The sequence below is a fragment of the Minwuia sp. IMCC3009 genome, from assembly GCF_029909415.1.
In the GTDB taxonomy this organism is placed as follows: domain Bacteria; phylum Pseudomonadota; class Alphaproteobacteria; order Minwuiales; family Minwuiaceae; genus Minwuia.
On sequence record NZ_CP123781.1, the window covers coordinates 2,404,890 to 2,420,356 of the forward strand.

The following is a 15,467-nucleotide window of genomic DNA, read 5'->3' on the forward strand; positions in this document are numbered from 1 at the left end:
ACCTTCAGTCCTGGCCCGTCAGCGGCCAGACGCCATCGGCGATGATACGCAGCGCCAGCAAACCATTGATCCGGTCCATGGACCAGAAGCCGCCCCGGCCCCAGACATCCGGCTCCGCCTGTGCCGCGACGTGGCCGAAGTCGGCCTTGGCGACCATGGTCAGGCAGAGCATCCGTTCCCCCTTGGACATGGGGAAGTCATTCGCCGCCACTCGTTCGAGAACACCGTTCGCGGCAATCTGTTCGCCGAACGCGAGCCAGTTGGTGAAGTCTTCCGGGCTGACCTGAAAGAACCGTTCGATGGCTGTGGTCGCGGCGCAGGCCGCCGCGTACAGCGCCTTGCTGTCCTCGTGAATCATGCGCTGCGCCCCTGCGCATGGAAGATGAAGCCGAGCAGGTTCATCAACACCTGTGCCGCCAGGAAAGCCGTGGTGCCGTCGCGGTCATAGTCGGGCGCGACCTCCACCAGATCGATGCCGACCACCTGCCCCCGCGCCGTCAGTCCCTGCAGGAACTCCAGGATCTCGTAGTACAGGAACCCGCCGTGGCTCGGCGTGCCGGTGCCCGGGGCGATGGAGGGGTCGAAGCCATCGATGTCGATGGTCAGATAGTACCGCACCCCTTCCGGCACGCGCGCCAGCACACCCGCCGGTCCCAGCGCCCGGAACTGGCGCACCGAGAGGATGTCGGACCCGGCAGCGCGGGCGGCTGCATAGTCGTCGCGATTGGAGGAGGAGACATTGCGGATGCCCAACTGGCTGAACCCCGTGACATGCGCCATCTCGGACGCCCGGCGCAGCGGATTGCCATGGCCATAGCGCACGCCATGGCGCTCATCGACGAAATCCAGATGGGCATCAATATGAATGATATGGACCGGCGGCTGGTCATCGAAGGCGCGGATGCAGGGGATATGCACCGAATGGTCCCCACCCAGCGTCACCGGCATCGCCCCGGCGGCCAGGATCGCCCTGACCCCCTTTTCTATGTTGGCATGGCTTGCCATTGTGTCGGTGTGGATGATGTCCGCATCGCCCACATCGACGATCCGTACCTGGTCCACCGGCAGATAGGTCACGTCATCCTCATGATCATAGGCACCGCCATGACCGAAGGAGAACAGGGTCGAAGCCTCCCGGATCGCGCGCGGACCGAAGCGTGCGCCCGCCCGATACTGCGTGCCCATGTCGAACGGTGCCCCCAGCACGGCCACATCGGCGTCGATGGCGGACCAGTCCGTGCAGACGGGCTGCTTGCCGAAGGTGCAGAGGCCGACAAAGGGCAGGTCGAGCCTGCCGCCATCGTAACTGTTGCTGCTCATCGTCGTGCCATGCTCCGCCATTTGCTGTCGATCTGCGCCATCCTCGCGTGCCTCGGCCTCATGCCGCAAGCGGTGAAGGCGCAGTCGGCCGGTACGGTCGATGTGGCGATCGTGCTGGCCGTCGATGCCTCCGCCAGTGTCGATGGGCAGGAATATCTGCTGCAGATCGGCGGCATCGCCCATGCCATCAGCCATCCGTCGGTGCTGTCGGTGATCGACGGTGGCCGGAACAAGGCCATCGCCATCAGTGTCGTGACCTGGGCCAGCGTGGGGGAACAGCATGTCCTCCTGCCCTGGACCCGTATCGACGGCCCAGCGGCGGCACAGCAGGTCTCCGCGCATCTGCTGGATTCGCCACGGCAGAAGTTCCTGCGCGGCGGCACCGCCATCGGCGCGGCACTGAGCTATTCCCTGCTGATGTTCGACCGGCTGCCCTGGCCGACGGAGCGTCGGGTGATCGATGTCTCAGGGGATGGCCGGAACTCCAAGCCGCCCCTGATCCGCAGCCTGAGACCGGAGATCGCGCGACGTGACGTGGTCATCAACGGCCTGCCGGTCACCGACAATGACAGCGGCCTCGCGCGCTATTACCGCGACATCGTCATATCCGGGTACGGGGCCTTTTCGGTCCCCACCTACAGCTTCGAGACCTTTCCCGACGCCTTCCGCATCAAGCTGATGCGGGAGATCAGGGGCGGCGCCATGGTGTCGATGCAACGCTGACGTCTGCCGCTTCGGGCCTTGCCGAACCGGACCTGAACGCCTATCAAGGGCACATGTTGCAGTGCAGCATGAAGAATTCATCTGCTGCCCGCCGGATGGCAACCCCGACCCCTGCCCCACGGCCAGAACGATTTCGCCTGACGCGACCCGCTCTTGCGGGCCATGCCTGCTGGAGACGCCCCTCTTGAAAACCGACCTGATATCGCGCCTGCGCAATGAATGGATTGGCAACCTGCGCGGGGATGTCCTTGCCGGACTTGTGGTGGCGCTGGCCCTGATTCCGGAGGCCATTGCCTTCTCCATCATCGCCGGTGTCGATCCGAAGGTCGGGCTGTTCGCCTCCTTCTCCATCGCGGTGATCACGGCCATTGCAGGCGGGCGGCCCGGCATGATCTCCGCCGCCACGGCGGCCACGGCGGTACTGATGATCACGCTGGTGAAGGACCACGGGCTGCAGTACCTGCTGGCCGCCACCGTGCTGGCGGGGCTTATGCAGATCGCGGCAGGAATGCTCAGGCTCGGGACCGTCATGCGGTTCGTTTCGAAGTCGGTGATGACCGGCTTCGTCAATGCGCTCGCCATCCTGATCTTCATGGCGCAATTGCCGGAACTGATCGGCGTGCCCTGGATGACCTATGTCATGGTCGCCTCGGGACTGGCCATCATCTACCTGCTGCCGCGCCTGACGCGGGCCATCCCCTCCCCGCTTGTCTGCATCGTGGCCCTGACCGCCGTGACGCTGACCTTCGACATGGACCTGCGCACGGTCGGCGACATCGGCGAACTGCCGTCCACCCTGCCGGTCTTCCTGCTGCCCGACATTCCGCTGACCCTGGAGACCTTGCTGATCATCCTGCCCTATTCGGCGGCAGTGGCGACCGTCGGCCTGCTGGAGTCGCTGATGACCGCCTCCATCGTCGACGAACTGACCGACACCAGCAGCGACCGCAACCGCGAATGCGTCGGCCAGGGCCTGGCCAATACCGCCACCGGCTTCATCGGCGGCATGGCGGGCTGCGCCATGATCGGCCAGTCGATCATCAACGTGAAATCCGGTGGCCGGGGGCGCCTGTCCTGCTTCTGTGCCGGTGTCTTCCTGCTGATCCTGGTGGTGGTGCTGGGCGACTGGGTCAGCATCATTCCCATGGCGGCGCTGGTCGCCATCATGATCATGGTCTCCATCGGCACCTTCAGCTGGACCTCGCTGAGGAACCTGCGGGAGCATCCCGGATCCTCCTCCATCGTCATGCTGGCCACCGTCATCACCGTGGTCTTCACCCACAATCTGGCCATCGGCGTGCTGATCGGCGTGCTGCTCTCCGGCATCTTCTTCGCCTGGAAGATCGCGCAGATCTTCCGCGTCACCTCCACCCTCTCGGAGGACGAGACCCACCGGACCTATCTGGTGCAGGGACAGCTCTTCTTCGCCTCAGTCGATGACTTCAGCGCGTCCTTCGATTTCAAGGAGGCGCTGGACAGCGTCACCATCGACGTCAGCCGCGCCCACATCTGGGACATCTCGGCCGTTGCCGCGCTGGACATGGCGGTGCTGAAGTTCCGGCGTGAAGGGGCGGAAACGGACCTCATTGGCCTCAACCGGGCCAGCGAGACCATCGTCGACCGGCTGGGCATCCACGACAAGCCCGACGCCCTGGACCGCCTGATGGGGCACTGACGCGCGGTCAGCCGACCTCCGGTTCGGCGGCGGAGTCCATTGTGGCATCTGCCGTCTGCCGGTCCACCACGACGCAGGCCACCATGTCGCCCGTGACGTTGACCACCGTGCGGCACATGTCGAGCAACCGGTCGACGCCAAGGATGATCGCCACTCCGGCGGCGGGGATACCGACGCTGGAGAGGATGGTGGCCAGGATGACGATGCCCACCCCCGGGGTGCCCGGCGAACCGATGGCCGCCCCGGTCGCCATGACGACGACGAGGACAATGCCCCCGATCCCCAGGTCAATGCCGAAGATCTGCGCCAGGAAGATCGTCGCGACCCCCTGATAGAGCGCCGTGCCGGCCATGTTGATCGTGGTGCCCAGCGGCACGACGAAGCGGGCAACCTCGCTGCGCACCTTCAGACGGTTCTCCACCGTGGTCAGCGTCAGCGGCATCACGGCGGCGGAACTGGAGGTGGAGAAGGCCAGCAGCATGACGTCCCGGACATCGCGCAGGAAGCCGACCGGGCCACGCCTTGTCTGCAGCCAGACCACCAGCAGGTAGAGGCACAGCAGCAGGATCAGCCCCAGCAGCACCGTTACCACATACATCCCCGTGCCCAGCAGCGCCGACAGGCCGATGCGTGACGTGATGTTGGCCAGCAGGCCGAAGACGGCCAGCGGCGCGAACCGCAGCACCCAGCTGACGATCACCATGCAGACCGCCTGGACGGAGGCGAGCAGTTCCAGCAGCGGCATGCGCTGTTCCTGCGGTGTCATCACCAGCGCGATGCCGAGGATCGCGGAGGCAATGACGATCTGCAGCATGTTGCCGCTGACGAAGGTGCTGAGCGGATCGGTCGGGAACAGCCCGACGATCATGTCGGGTATCTGATCGACGCTCGGCGGCGCCGGGCTTGCGGTCGTGGCGACATTGCCCGCCGTCGCCAGCGCCTCCCCCACCGCGCTGCGATCGACGAAGCTGCCCGGCTCGATCAGCAGCGCGACGGCGACGCCGATGGCCACCGCACACAGGGTGGTCAGGATGAAGAAGCCGACGGCCCGCCCGCCGATGCGGCCCAGACTGGATCCGCCACCGCCCGCCGAAATGCCACGAATGACGGAGGCCACGACCAGCGGCACGACGACGAACTGGATCGCCAGCAGGAACAGCCGCCCGGGCAGCGCCACCCAGTTGCCGATCAGCGTCGAGACATCCGCCGACACCAGATCCGCCGTCGGCCCGATCAGCGTCCCGAAGCCCACCCCCAGGAACATCGCCACGAGCACCTGCAACCAGAGCCGGTCCCGGATCAGCGAAAACAGATGCCGCCGCAGCCCCGGCAGGGAGCGGGTGGGCGCATCGGTGCTATGGACAGGATCGGATTTGCTGGTCATCAATCGCCTCCGGCGTACAAGGCGTGTTCCTTTCATGACGCGCGCAAGGCCGCCATGATCCAGATCAAGTGCTCACGGCATCTGCCTTGCCAATGCCCAACAAGGCCACCGACACTACAGCACCATCCGCAACACCAGCGCCACGACCCCCAGCGCCGCGACGCCAGCGATCCAGTAGGCGATGAACCAGAGCCAGCGCCTGCCCGTGCCGCTCTCTGCCATCAGTGGTAGCCGTCGCCGACCCGCACCTTGCCACGGAACACCCAGTAGGCGTAGGCGGTATAGGCGAGGATGATCGGTATCAGGATCAGGGCGCCGACCAGGGCGAAGCCGAGGCTCTCGTCCGGGGCGGCGGCTTCGGCGATGGTCAGGCCCGGGGGCACCATCATGGGATAGAAGCTGATGCCGATCCCGATGAAGCTGAGCACGAACATGCCCAGCGCCGCGAGGAATGGCTGCAGGTCGCTCCGACGGCGCAAGCCGCTGTAGAGCAGCCATGTTGCGCCCAGCATCAGCACCGGCACGACAAAGGTGTAGAGGCTGCCCGGCAGGTTGAACCAGCGCTGGAAGTAGACCGGGTCCTGGAAGGGTGTCAGCAGGCTGACGGCACCGATGAAGGCAAGTGTCACGATGCCGAGGCGGAAGGCGTAGCCGCGCATCCGGGCCTGCAGCGGTCCCTCCGTCTTCAGCACCAGCCAGGTCGCGCCCAGCAGGGCATATCCGGCGACCAGCGCCACACCGGTGAGCAGGGAGAATGGCGTCAGCCAGTCCCACCAGCCCCCGGCATAGGCCCGGCCCTGGACCTCGATCCCCTGCACCAGCGCGCCGAGGGCGATTCCCTGACACAGGGCGGCGAGCGTGGACCCGCCGAAGAAGGCCACGTCCCAGACCCCCTTCCAGCGTTCGGTGCGCCAGCGGAACTCGAACGCCACGCCCCGGAAGACCAGGGCCAGCAACATCAGCGTGATGGGCATGTAGAGCGCGGGCATGACAACGGCGTAGGCCAGCGGGAAGACGGCGAACAGGCCGCCGCCACCCAGCACCAGCCAGGTCTCGTTGCCGTCCCAGACCGGTGCCACGGCATTCATCATGACGTCGCGGTCATCGCGGGAGCGGCCCGTGGGGAACAGGATGCCGATGCCAAGGTCGAAACCGTCCAGCACGACATAGGTCAGCACCGCAAAGGCGATCAGACCGGCCCAGACAAAGGCGAGATCAAACGGCATGGTGTGCCTCCCCATCCTTGTGTGGTCGTGAAACCGGACCGGCGGCGCGCAACGGACCATCGTCGTCGTCGGGCATGGCGGCCAGCGCGGATCGGTTCATCAGGCGCAGGATGTAGAAGACGCCCGCACCGAAGACGAAGAAATAGACGATGATGAACATCAGCAGCGATGTCGCCACCGCCGGTGCCGCGACGGGTGCCAGTGAATCCGAGGTTCGCAGCAATCCGTAGACCGTGAAGGGTTGTCGCCCGACCTCCGTCGTCACCCATCCGGCAAGCACGGCAACGAAACCGCTGGGGCCCATCAGCAGGGCCGCGCGATGCAGCCAGGGCGCATCATACAGACGTCCGCGCAGGCGCTGGAACAGGCTGAACAGCCCCACCCCCAGCATGGCGAACCCGAGGCCGACCATGATCCGGAAGCTCCAGAAGACGATGGCCACCGGCGGCTCGTCCGCATCGGGCACGGTATCAAGGCCGTCCAGCGGTGCGTTCCAGTCGTGTTTCAGGATCAGGCTGGAGAGGTTCGGGATCTCGACGGCGTAGTCGACCCGCTTCTCCGCCGCGTTCGGCCAGCCGAACAGGATCAGCGGCGCGCCGTCCGGGTGGCTGTCGTAATGCCCCTCCATCGCCATCACCTTAACCGGCTGGTGTTCCAGCGTGTTCAGCCCGTGCAGGTCCCCGGCGAAGATCTGGACAGGTGTCACCAGGGCAGCCATCCACATGGCCATTGAGAACATGCGCCGCGCCGTCGCGTCCCGCCGGTCGCGCAGCAGGTGCAGCGCGCCGACCCCTCCGACGACAAACGCCGTGGTCAGATAGGCGGCGAGGACCATGTGCAGCAGGCGATAGGGAAAGGACGGGTTGAAGACGATCTCCATCCAGTCGACAGGGATGAACTGCCCCGCCTCATTGATGGCGAACCCGGCAGGCGTCTGCATCCAGCTGTTGACGCTGAGGATCCAGGTCGCGGAGATCAGCGTGCCGACGGCAACCATGGCTGTGGCGAACATGTGCAGCCGGTCGCCGACCCTCTTCCGCCCGAACAGCATGATGCCGAGGAAGCCGGCCTCCAGAAAGAACGCCGACAATACCTCGTAGGCCATCAGGGGTCCGACGACGGGACCGGCCAGATCGGAGAAGACCGACCAGTTGGTGCCGAACTGGTAGGACATGACGATGCCGGAAACGACCCCCATGCCGAAGGCGACGGCAAAGATCTTCTTCCAGTAATCGAACAGCGCCAGATAGGTCGCATCGCGGCTGCGGAGCCAGAGCCCGTTCAGGACGGCGAGGAAACTCGCCAGCCCGATGGAGAAGGCCGGAAACACGATGTGGAAGGAGACCGTGAACGCGAACTGCGCCCGGGCAAGTGTTTCTGCGGAGAGGGAATCCAGCATGCCACTTTCCTGATTTTGCGACCGCAACAGTCTGCACGGCCCATCGATGCCAAATAGAACTATTCTAATTATATATTTTAAGAGGGCAAAATGGCGCACCGGACCGCAGCATCCCGAGGGCTCCGTCTGCGGCCTGATTCATCGCGACGTTCAGCAGCTCAGCCAGGTCCCCGGAACGGCCACGGAGCCAACTTGTTCGATAGCAATATCGCGGATATATGTTTCAACAGGGAGGGGCCATGAAACTCACCGGCTTCACGAACTACGCGCTCAGGTCGCTGCAGCTTGCCGCGTTGCGCGCGCCGGACCTTGTCCGCGTCGATGACGTGGTCAAGGTGCATGGTCTGGCGCGCCCGCATATCGTCAAGGTCGTGCATGAGCTTGGCAAGGTCGGCTATCTGGAGACCGTGCGTGGCAGGGGCGGCGGCTTTCGGCTTGGCCGGCCGGCGGAGAAGATCGTGATCGGGGAAGTTGTCCGGTTGACGGAAGGACCAATGGATGTGGTCGAATGCTTCAACCCGGAGCGCAACACCTGCCCGCTGGTGGGGATCTGCCGACTGTCCCGCGCCCTGCGGGAAGCCACCGATGCCTTCATGGCCGTGCTGGACGATCTGACCGTCGCCGACATTGCCGGCAACAGGCGTGAACTGCTGGACCGGATTGCGCCACTGCAGGCCGGGATCGTGCGACCGAAGCGGGCGCTGGGCTGATGGCCGACGCCTGGATCGAGCGCTTCGCCGGGCTGTCCAGCCTCTCGGACGAGATTCGCCAGAGACTGGTATCCCGCAGCGCCGTGGTCAGGGTTCCTGAGGGACAGGTCATCTTCGGCCCTGGCCGGTCACCGGACAATCTGCTGCTGCTGATCGAAGGCACCGTCCGGGTCCACCAGACCTCCGAGTCTGGTCGCGAGATCGTTCTCTACAGGGTCGAGGCCGGGCAGAGCTGCGTTCTGACCACGGCCTGCCTGCTGGCGCACGAGGACTATACGGCCGAGGGCGTGGCCGAGACCGATGTGGAGGCCGTGGCCATTCCCAGAGCGGTCTTCGACGAGCTGATGGCAGGTTCGGGCGCGTTCCGCGCCTTCGTCTTCAACGCCTACTCCCGACGCATCACCGATCTGTTCCGCGTCATCGACGAAGTCGCCTTCGGCCACATCGATGTCCGCCTGGCCCAGCGGCTGGTCACCCTGGCGAGAGGCACGCGGGAGATCCGGGCAACTCACCAGCAACTGGCGTCGGAACTCGGCACCGCGCGGGAAGTGGTTTCACGCCAGTTGCACGAATTTCAGCGGAAGGGATGGGTCGCACAGGCCCGCGGCGTCATCAGCCTTCTGGACACGGCAAGCCTGCGTCACATTGCGGAAAGCCACTAAACTTCATCCGAACTAGATCTTTTACCGGTCTCACTCTCGACCCGATGGCGGCGTCGCACGCATCACGAGGAAATTTCCCGGTTGGGTGACAAAGTCACCGAAGGACCAGCAGCCAAAACATATACTCCTTTTACACCTTAAAAAGGAGAGGTCTGATGACCGTGAATGTCGGAACCGTTGATCGCATCATCCGCGCGCTGCTCGGCGTTGTGCTGCTGGCCGTGGCCTTCGGCGGCGCTCTGGATGCCATGTCCACGCCCTATCCGAAGTACGTCGCGATCGCCATCGGCGTGGTGATGCTGGCGACCGCCACTCTGCGCATGTGCCCGCTCTACCGCATCTTCGGCATCCGCACCTGCCGCATCTGACACCGCCACGCCAAACCCGCGACCAGCAGGAGGAGATGGAGCCATGAACAACTATCCCGTCAGCATGGATACCAGGCCGGACGTCAAGGCCTTCTTCGACGAGGACACCAATACGTTCAGCTATGTGGTGAGCGATCCGGAAACCGCTGCCTGCGCCGTCATCGACTGTGTCCTCAACCTGGACTACGCCGCCGGGCGCATCAGTCATGAAGGCGCCGATGCGATCATCGACGACATCCGGGCGCGCGGGCTGAAGCTGGAATGGATCATCGAGACCCATGTCCATGCGGATCACCTGAGCGCCGCCCCCTACATCCAGGGAGCGCTGGGCGGGCTGATCGGCATCGGCGACAGGATCAGCGATGTGCAGACCACGTTCGGGGCGTTCTTCCACGAAGGCGACAGCTTTCCGTGCGACGGATCCCAGTTCGACCGCCTGTTCGCCGATGGCGACACCTACATGATCGGCAGCATGCAGGCCTTCGCCATCCATACGCCGGGTCACACGCCGGCCTGCATGGTGCATGTGATCGGCGATGCCGCCTTCGTCGGCGACACGCTGTTCATGCCTGATGGCGGCTCGGCCCGCGCCGACTTCCCCGGCGGCGATGCCGGAACGCTGTACGACAGCATCCAGAAGCTGCTGTCCCTGCCGGATGCGATGCGGCTGTTCATGTGCCACGACTACGGCCCGGGCGGGCGCGAGATCGCCTTCGAGACCACGGTCGGTGACGAGAAGCGCGCCAACATCCATGTCGGCGGTGGCAGGTCACGGGCGGAGTTCGTCGCCTTCCGCAGCGAACGCGACCCCCAGCTCGGCATGCCGCGCCTGATCATCCCTTCCCTGCAGGTGAACATGCGCGGTGGCCATATCCCGACGGATGACGACGGCAACATGGTGCTGACCGTGCCGATCAACGGCCTCTGAGACTGAAGGACCAACAGCATGGACATCAAGCACATCACGGATGGCCTGTCGGTCAGTCCGCAGATCTCGGCTGACGACATTCCGGCCATCGCCGGCGCCGGTTTCCGCACCATCATCTGCAATCGCCCTGACGGTGAAGGGGCCGACCAGCCAACCCACGAGGAGATCGCGGCAGCCGCAAGTGCCAGCGGGCTGGAGATGCACTACCTGCCCGTGGTTCCAGGCGTGGTCTCCGATGAGGATGTGTCCGGCTTCGGCGATGCACTGCGCGACATGCCCGGCCCGGTCCTGGCCTATTGCCGGACCGGCACCCGCTCCGCAACGCTCTGGTCCCTGAGCGAGGCCGGCAAGCGCCCCATGGCCAGCATCCTGGCCGCCACCAAGGCCGCCGGGTATGACATGAACGGTGTCGTTCGCCGGATTGCCAACGGTGGCCGGACGCCTACCGACCAGGGCGATGCATCATTCGATCTGGTCATCGTCGGGGCCGGTGCGGGGGGCATCGCGGTGGCAGCCAGCATCCGGGCCAGGATGCCGTCGCTGGAGGTCGCGATCATCGATCCGGCGGATGTGCACTACTACCAGCCCGGCTGGACGATGGTCGGCGGCGGCATCTTCTCCGCCAGCGACACGGCGCGCACCATGGGCAGTCTGATCCCGCGCGGCGTCCATTGGATCAAGAGCGCCGTCGCCGCGTTCGAACCGCAGAACAATGCCGTCATCCTGGACGGCTGCCGGGTCGTGAAGTACAACCGGCTGATCGTCTGCCCGGGCCTGAAACTCGACTGGGAAAAGGTGGAAGGCCTGTCGGAGACGCTGGGCCGGAATGGCGTTACCTCCAACTACCGCTACGATCTGGCGCCCTATACCTGGGAACTGGTGCAGGGACTGAAGGCGGGCCGGGCGATATTCACCCAGCCCCCCATGCCGATCAAATGCGCCGGGGCACCGCAGAAGGCACTCTATCTGTCCGCCGATGCTTGGCGGCGCAACGGGGTGCTGGGTGCCATCGAAATCCGGTTCAACAATGCCGGTGGTGTCCTGTTCGGTGTGAAGGACTATGTGCCCGCGCTGGAATCCTACATGGATCGCTATGGCGTCACCCGGAACTTCTTCCACAATCTCGTTGCCGTTGACGGTCCGGCGCGCAAGGCGACCTTCGAGGTTCGGGAGCCGGATGCCGAGCCCCGGCTGATCGAGACCGAATTCGACATGCTGCATGTCTGTCCGCCCCAGACAGCGCCTGACTTCATCCGTGTCTCCCCGCTGGCCGACAGCGCCGGCTGGATCGATGTCGACCAGGCAACCCTGCGCCACAGGACCCATGACAACATCTGGTCCCTCGGCGACGTGATGAACGCCCCGAATGCGAAGACCGCCGCGGCGGCCCGCAAGCAGGCACCCGTCGTGGCGGAAAACATCGTTGCCGACATCTCCGGGCACTCTCCCGTTGCCCAGTATGACGGCTACGGCTCATGCCCCCTGACGGTCGAGCGCGGCAAGATCGTGCTGGCCGAGTTCGGCTATGGCGGCACCTTGCTGCCAAGCTTTCCGAAGGCTCTGATCGATGGAACCCGGCCCAGCCGTCTGGCATGGCTGCTGAAGGAACGCATCTTGCCGCCGATCTACTGGAAGGCGATGCTGCGGGGTCGCGAATGGCTGGCAAGGCCGGAAAAGCTGACCGCTCACAGCGACTGACCGGACCTGAACCCGGACCGCTGCGGGGTCATCCGCAACGGCTGACCGCCGCACCTGCCACCCAACTGCGGGACAACTGACCATGAAGCCATCCATCGCGCGCTACCTGCCGGTCCTGGACTGGGGGCGCACCTATTCGCGCGAGACGCTGGTCAACGATCTGGTCGCCGCAGTCATCGTCACGATCATGCTGATCCCGCAGTCGCTGGCCTATGCACTGCTGGCCGGGCTGCCGCCGGAGGCGGGCATCTATGCCTCCATCGCGCCAATCGTTCTCTATGCGTTGTTCGGCACCAGCCGGGTTCTGGCGGTCGGACCCGTGGCCGTGGTCTCCCTGATGACAGCCACGGCCATCAGTCAGGTAGCGGATCAGGGCTCTGCGGGATATCTGGCCGCCGCCCTTCTCCTGGCCGCACTCTCCGGCGGCATCCTGCTGATCATGGGCGTGTTCCGGCTCGGCTTCCTGGCGAACTTTCTCTCACATCCCGTGATCGCCGGCTTCATCACGGCCAGTGGCATCCTGATCGCCGCAAGCCAGCTCGGTCATGTGCTCGGGATCAATGCCCGTGGCCACACCCTGATCGAGATCGTGCAGTCACTTGTCACCAACCTGAACCAGATCAATCCCGTCACCGTGCTGATCGGTGTCGCCGCGACCGGGTTCCTGTTCTGGGTCAGGAAACACCTGAAACGCTCCCTGCTGGCACTCGGTCTCGGGGCGATGCCCGCCGACATCCTGACCAAGGCGGGTCCGGTTGCGGCTGTCGCCGTCACGACCCTGCTTGTATGGGGCCTCGGTCTCGACTCGGAAGGCGTGAAGATCGTGGGTGCCGTGCCTCAGAGCCTGCCCCCCCTCACCATGCCGCCCATGGATGTGGAACTGATCCGGCTGCTGCTCGTGCCCGCGCTGCTGATCTCCGTCATCGGGTTCGTGGAATCCGTATCCGTCGCCCAGACACTCGCCGCGCGCAAGCGGCAGCGCATCGATCCGAACCAGGAACTGATTGGCCTGGGGGCCGCGAATCTGGGGGCAGCCTTCACGGGCGGTTATCCTGTGACAGGCGGTTTTGCGCGTTCCGTCGTGAATGCGGATGCGGGTGCGGCAACCCCGGCCGCCGGAGCCTTCACCGCTGTCGGTCTGGCCTTTGCCGCGATAGCCCTCACGCCCCTGGTCCATTTCCTGCCGAAGGCCACCCTGGCGGCGACGATCATCGTGGCGGTCCTCAGCCTGGTCGACCTGAGCATCCTGCAGAAGACCTGGCGCTATTCGCGGGCGGACTTCAGCGCCGTGCTGGCGACAATCGTCCTGACACTGACGCTGGGCGTGGAGGTCGGCGTATCGACCGGCGTGATCCTCTCGCTGGCGCTGCACCTCTACAAGAGTTCCCGGCCGCATGTCGCCGAGGTCGGACTGGTGCCCGGCAGCCAGCACTTCCGGAACATCCTGCGCCACAAGGTCGAGACCGATCCATCGGTGGTCAGCCTTCGGGTCGATGAAAGCCTGTTCTTCGTGAACGCGCGCTTCCTGGAGGATCTGGTGCTCAACCGACTGTCCGGGAACAAGGATATCCGGCACGTTGTGCTGATGTGCTCGGCGATCAACGAGATCGACTATTCGGCGCTGGAGAGCCTGGAGACGATAAACCAGCGGCTGGAAAGCATCGACGTCAGGCTGCATCTGTCAGAGGTCAAGGGACCGGTGATGGACCGGCTGCAGACCACCCATTTCCTCGACAGGCTCAGTGGCCAGGTCTTCCTGTCCCAGTATGACGCCTGGCGCACGCTGAAACCCTGAACGGAGGGTGGCGCAGGCCGCAGGCGCCGGGGGCAACTATTCCTCGACAGTGAAGTTGAAGCGGCGTTCGCCCCTGCGGTCCCAGCTGTCATTCACGCGGATCAGGATCTCGTGCTCCCCCGCCGGCAGGTCGGCGTTGCTGGCCATGATCTCGCCGTCCTTCACCTCGGCACGTTCGAGAATCCGGTCCGTGATGTCGAATGAGAAGATGGAACCGACGTAGCGGATTTCCAGGCTCGACATGTCGAGTGAAGCGCCAAGGCCGGGGCGCATCCGGACGTGAATGTCCACCGGGGCCTTGAAATGGGTCGTTGCGTTGGGCTGCACCAGTTCGATGACAGGCGCATCCGCGACAACGGCACGCGGCGCGGCCTCCAGCGTCGAGCCGGGCAGCGAGCCGTCACGGATCGCCAGAATCTCGCTGCGGCTGATCAGTTCGAAGGCGTTGGCCGAGAAAGCTACGGACAGGGCCAGAACGGCGCCTGCAATCGCGGAAATCGGTCTCATGACGGAATCCTCCTCTGATCGTCACGGTCGGAATCAGCCTCCGGCAGGGGCATGGCGAAATGACAGCTCGGTCTGCAATGGCCGGCGCAGGCGCCGCTCTGCGACCAGGTCGTCCAGCCGTGCGGAGGTGAAATGATTCTTGCCCTTGTCGGCGATGAACATGTCCCTGGGCGCAGGCAGCCCGGTGCGCGCGGCAAGCTGCACATCACGGCAGGCAGGCAGGCTGGACCGCACATCCGCTGCGACATCCAGATTGTCACTGTCAGCGGTCGCCGGATCAGCACAGGGCATGAAGCTGAAGATTACCTGATCGGTGCCTGGCGCGCCCGAGAACTCGAACGGCCCGATATCGTGCACCTGTCCTGCGGCAGCGGGCCAGTCGCCGATCGGCACCAGCCTGCCGTCCGGTGTCCGGTTCGACAGGCGGTGAATGCCCGGCAGGTTGGCCGTGGTTCGCAGGACAATCCGGTCCTGGCCGGTGAATGTGGTCTCGTCGGGGGAGACCTGACGCAGGCTTTCGCCACCATCGTCAAGATAGGTCGCCACAACCAGGGTGGCTGACACAGGTTCCGGCTCGGGCGCCGAGGCCAGTGTCCCGCTATCGGATTGCGCAGGAACGCAATCCATCGTCGCGTTGATCGCCGCAGGCGATCCCGCACCTGAATCACTCGTCACACTGTCGACCCCGGCCGCGGCAACTTCCGCACCGGTATCGAGGGTGCCGACCAGCAGATCAAAGATCTTCTCCGCCGCAAACCCGAGTATCGGCGCAGCCAGCGAGGAGAGAAAGCGCGACTCGATCTCATCCGGCTGCACAACCGCGGCGCGCGGACACGGCGTGACACCGGCCGCAGAAGCGGTCTGCACCGGACCCGGTTCAGCCTGATCCCCCTGGCAGGCGCCCAAGCCGATCATGGCCAGTGCAAGCACTGAAACACTCAAAGGTTTCATCGCATCCGGTCCCTGTCCCCCTGCACGACACGTCATTGTCGCCGCCGTCACGTGACAAGGCAACGACAAAGGGGCACAATTCATCAACTGTTCGGTCGGAACCGGCGAAAGCATACTCCCC

General features: G+C 64.9%; 16 protein-coding genes. 8 read left to right on the forward strand and 8 right to left on the reverse strand.

What is annotated here, in order from left to right; all coding sequences use genetic code 11:
- Positions 1 to 4 precede the first annotated feature (4 nt).
- Both QGV55_RS11315 and speB read right to left on the reverse strand, forming a co-directional pair.
- Positions 5 to 358, reverse strand: a complete 354-nt coding sequence (locus QGV55_RS11315) for a hypothetical protein (RefSeq protein ID WP_281016706.1) — start codon at positions 356 to 358, stop codon at positions 5 to 7.
- A complete protein-coding gene (gene speB / locus QGV55_RS11320; protein ID WP_281016705.1) occupies positions 355 to 1,320 on the reverse strand; it encodes an agmatinase in 966 nt (321 codons plus the stop codon). The genes QGV55_RS11315 and speB overlap by 4 nt, the downstream gene beginning before the upstream one ends.
- A 9-nt stretch (positions 1,321 to 1,329) precedes the next feature.
- On the opposite strand from speB, the gene QGV55_RS11325 reads away from it, so the two are divergent.
- On the forward strand, positions 1,330 to 2,043 hold the full coding sequence (locus QGV55_RS11325; RefSeq protein ID WP_281016704.1) for a DUF1194 domain-containing protein: 714 nt from the start codon (positions 1,330 to 1,332) through the stop codon (positions 2,041 to 2,043).
- Positions 2,044 to 2,227: 184 nt separating this feature from the next.
- A complete protein-coding gene (locus QGV55_RS11330) occupies positions 2,228 to 3,718 on the forward strand; it encodes a SulP family inorganic anion transporter (protein ID WP_348637614.1) in 1,491 nt (496 codons plus the stop codon).
- Between the two features lie 7 nt (positions 3,719 to 3,725).
- On the opposite strand, the gene QGV55_RS11335 is transcribed toward QGV55_RS11330, so the two are convergent.
- From QGV55_RS11335 to QGV55_RS11345, 4 genes are all read right to left on the reverse strand, one after another.
- Complete coding sequence (locus QGV55_RS11335; protein WP_281016703.1) at positions 3,726 to 5,102, reverse strand: dicarboxylate/amino acid:cation symporter; 1,377 nt, start codon at positions 5,100 to 5,102, stop codon at positions 3,726 to 3,728.
- Between the two features lie 114 nt (positions 5,103 to 5,216).
- A complete protein-coding gene (locus tag QGV55_RS19760; RefSeq protein ID WP_348637613.1) occupies positions 5,217 to 5,324 on the reverse strand; it encodes a DUF2474 domain-containing protein in 108 nt (35 codons plus the stop codon).
- Entirely contained in the window at positions 5,324 to 6,328 is a 1,005-nt protein-coding gene (gene cydB / locus QGV55_RS11340) for a cytochrome d ubiquinol oxidase subunit II (RefSeq protein WP_281016702.1), read from the reverse strand. Before cydB ends, QGV55_RS19760 begins: the two co-directional genes overlap by 1 nt.
- A complete protein-coding gene (locus QGV55_RS11345; RefSeq protein WP_281016701.1) occupies positions 6,318 to 7,727 on the reverse strand; it encodes a cytochrome ubiquinol oxidase subunit I in 1,410 nt (469 codons plus the stop codon). Before QGV55_RS11345 ends, cydB begins: the two co-directional genes overlap by 11 nt.
- A gap of 239 nt (positions 7,728 to 7,966) precedes the next feature.
- On the opposite strand from QGV55_RS11345, the gene QGV55_RS11350 reads away from it, so the two are divergent.
- The 6 genes from QGV55_RS11350 (at position 7,967) to sulP (ending at position 13,888) form a co-directional block, all read left to right on the forward strand.
- Entirely contained in the window at positions 7,967 to 8,437 is a 471-nt protein-coding gene (locus QGV55_RS11350; protein WP_281016700.1) for an Rrf2 family transcriptional regulator, read from the forward strand.
- Complete coding sequence (locus QGV55_RS11355; protein ID WP_281016699.1) at positions 8,437 to 9,099, forward strand: Crp/Fnr family transcriptional regulator; 663 nt, start codon at positions 8,437 to 8,439, stop codon at positions 9,097 to 9,099. Before QGV55_RS11350 ends, QGV55_RS11355 begins: the two co-directional genes overlap by 1 nt.
- A gap of 155 nt (positions 9,100 to 9,254) precedes the next feature.
- Entirely contained in the window at positions 9,255 to 9,467 is a 213-nt protein-coding gene (locus tag QGV55_RS11360; RefSeq protein ID WP_281016698.1) for a DUF2892 domain-containing protein, read from the forward strand.
- A 43-nt stretch (positions 9,468 to 9,510) separates the two neighbouring features.
- The gene (locus tag QGV55_RS11365) at positions 9,511 to 10,395 is read left to right on the forward strand and encodes an MBL fold metallo-hydrolase (protein WP_281016697.1); all 885 of its coding nucleotides are present in this window, start codon (positions 9,511 to 9,513) and stop codon (positions 10,393 to 10,395) included.
- A gap of 18 nt (positions 10,396 to 10,413) precedes the next feature.
- Positions 10,414 to 12,093: a bifunctional protein tyrosine phosphatase family protein/NAD(P)/FAD-dependent oxidoreductase gene (locus tag QGV55_RS11370; protein ID WP_281016696.1), complete on the forward strand. Its 1,680-nt coding sequence runs from the start codon at positions 10,414 to 10,416 to the stop codon at positions 12,091 to 12,093.
- A gap of 82 nt (positions 12,094 to 12,175) precedes the next feature.
- Positions 12,176 to 13,888 (forward strand): sulfate permease, encoded by a 1,713-nt coding sequence (sulP, locus tag QGV55_RS11375; RefSeq protein ID WP_281016695.1) that lies wholly within the window; start codon positions 12,176 to 12,178, stop codon positions 13,886 to 13,888.
- 36 nt (positions 13,889 to 13,924) lie between these two features.
- On the opposite strand, the gene QGV55_RS11380 is transcribed toward sulP, so the two are convergent.
- Together QGV55_RS11380 and QGV55_RS11385 are read right to left on the reverse strand one after the other, a co-directional pair.
- Complete coding sequence (locus tag QGV55_RS11380; protein WP_281016694.1) at positions 13,925 to 14,395, reverse strand: hypothetical protein; 471 nt, start codon at positions 14,393 to 14,395, stop codon at positions 13,925 to 13,927.
- A 33-nt stretch (positions 14,396 to 14,428) separates the two neighbouring features.
- Positions 14,429 to 15,460 (reverse strand): hypothetical protein, encoded by a 1,032-nt coding sequence (locus tag QGV55_RS11385; protein ID WP_281016693.1) that lies wholly within the window; start codon positions 15,458 to 15,460, stop codon positions 14,429 to 14,431.
- Positions 15,461 to 15,467 lie beyond the last annotated feature (7 nt).

Coding starts and splice junctions, on each gene's coding strand:
- QGV55_RS11350 (WP_281016700.1), top strand. CDS start 7,967: ATGAAACTCACCGGCTTCACGAACTACGCGCTCAGGTCGCTGCAGCTT.
- QGV55_RS11385 (WP_281016693.1), bottom strand. CDS start 15,460: ATGCTTTCGCCGGTTCCGACCGAACAGTTGATGAATTGTGCCCCTTTG.
- QGV55_RS11315 (WP_281016706.1), bottom strand. CDS start 358: ATGATTCACGAGGACAGCAAGGCGCTGTACGCGGCGGCCTGCGCCGCG.
- cydB (WP_281016702.1), bottom strand. CDS start 6,328: ATGCCGTTTGATCTCGCCTTTGTCTGGGCCGGTCTGATCGCCTTTGCG.
- sulP (WP_281016695.1), top strand. CDS start 12,176: ATGAAGCCATCCATCGCGCGCTACCTGCCGGTCCTGGACTGGGGGCGC.
- QGV55_RS11370 (WP_281016696.1), top strand. CDS start 10,414: ATGGACATCAAGCACATCACGGATGGCCTGTCGGTCAGTCCGCAGATC.
- QGV55_RS11335 (WP_281016703.1), bottom strand. CDS start 5,102: ATGACCAGCAAATCCGATCCTGTCCATAGCACCGATGCGCCCACCCGC.
- QGV55_RS11355 (WP_281016699.1), top strand. CDS start 8,437: ATGGCCGACGCCTGGATCGAGCGCTTCGCCGGGCTGTCCAGCCTCTCG.
- QGV55_RS19760 (WP_348637613.1), bottom strand. CDS start 5,324: ATGGCAGAGAGCGGCACGGGCAGGCGCTGGCTCTGGTTCATCGCCTAC.
- QGV55_RS11345 (WP_281016701.1), bottom strand. CDS start 7,727: ATGCTGGATTCCCTCTCCGCAGAAACACTTGCCCGGGCGCAGTTCGCG.
- QGV55_RS11380 (WP_281016694.1), bottom strand. CDS start 14,395: ATGAGACCGATTTCCGCGATTGCAGGCGCCGTTCTGGCCCTGTCCGTA.
- QGV55_RS11365 (WP_281016697.1), top strand. CDS start 9,511: ATGAACAACTATCCCGTCAGCATGGATACCAGGCCGGACGTCAAGGCC.
- QGV55_RS11325 (WP_281016704.1), top strand. CDS start 1,330: ATGCTCCGCCATTTGCTGTCGATCTGCGCCATCCTCGCGTGCCTCGGC.
- speB (WP_281016705.1), bottom strand. CDS start 1,320: ATGAGCAGCAACAGTTACGATGGCGGCAGGCTCGACCTGCCCTTTGTC.
- QGV55_RS11360 (WP_281016698.1), top strand. CDS start 9,255: ATGACCGTGAATGTCGGAACCGTTGATCGCATCATCCGCGCGCTGCTC.